The sequence below is a fragment of the Frankia sp. CcWB2 genome (assembly GCF_977927585.1).
In genome coordinates, this window is record NZ_CDWRCM010000046.1 from 8098 (window position 1) to 9274 (window position 1177).

A 1177-nucleotide genomic window follows, 5' to 3' on the forward strand; every position below is an offset into this window, starting at 1 on the left:
GGCCGCCCTGCAACGCCGCCAGCCGGGCGCCGTACCCGTCGGCCGTCCCGAGTCGTAGGTCGGTGAGCAGTCTGGTGCCACAGATCTCGATGGTTCCGGCCAACGCGTCCGCGGCGCCGAAGGTGTACTCGACGACGGCAGCCCCGACCGCGGCCGCAGGGTCGGCCGTGAACGGTTCGGCGAGCAGGGCGTCGACGAGCCGGTCGCTCAACGCCCGTAACCGCTGCTCGACGTCGATCAGGCCGATCGCCGGGTAGCTGGCGCCGAGGATCTCTCGGGCCCAAGCCTGGGCGAAGCGCGCGACGCCCTGCTGGCGGGCCGTCTGGGGCAGGGACCTCACCGCACGCACTCCTCATCGCACGCATTTCTTACCGGACCATGACGAACCTTGGGCCTGACCCGCCCTGTGACAAAACCTCGGCCGCTGGCCGGAAAAGCGCCGGAAGCCGAAGAAAAACTAATACAAGTTAAGAAAAGTAAGAGATAGCCAGGAAAAACCATAAAAGGCCAAGAACAGCCAAGAACAGCCAAAGAACGGCGAGCTACCGGCGCCCGACCGCGGCAAGTACCGTGGAACGCACCGGGTTGCCCGCGAGGGGATCGGCGCCCATGCCCGCCGCGTCCGGGCGCCAGGCCGGCAGGTAGACCAGGCCCGGGTCGACGAGGTCGTATCCGCGGAGCAGACCGGCGATCTCCGCACGGGAACGCGGGGTCACCCCGGTGGGGGTCTCGTCGTAGACCTTGCTGGCCTGGTTGATCTCTACGGCCCGCTCGTCCGCGATCACATGCGAGATGGCCAGGTAACTGCCCGGCGCCATCGCCTCCCGGAAGGAATCGATGATGCCAGCCGGGTCATCGCTGTCGGGGACGAAATGCAGAACCGTCACCATGAGCACGGCGATCGGTTGAGAAAGATCGAGCAGCTCGGCCACCGCGCTGGAGCCGAGGATCGACGCGGGCTGCCGAACATCCGCCTGCAGCACCGTGGCCCGCGGATTGTCGGCGAGCAGCATCCGGAAGTGGATGACGGCGACCGGGTCGATGTCGACATAGACGACCCGGGCCTCCGGATTCACCCCTTCGGCGATCTCATGTACGTTACCGACCGTCGGCACCCCGGAGCCGAGATCCAGGAACTGTGTGATCCCGGCCTCGGCAGCGAGGAAGCGCACCGCCC

1 protein-coding gene and 1 pseudogene are annotated in these 1177 nt (G+C 67.1%); both read right to left on the bottom strand.

Going from position 1 to position 1177, the window contains the following annotated elements:
* A pseudogene (locus tag ACY45C_RS07255) lies at positions 1-340 on the bottom strand (putative bifunctional diguanylate cyclase/phosphodiesterase); the annotation flags it as partial.
* Between the two features lie 202 nt (positions 341-542).
* On the bottom strand, positions 543-1177 hold a 635-nt coding region (locus tag ACY45C_RS07260), incomplete at its 5' end, for an SAM-dependent methyltransferase (protein ID WP_462186867.1).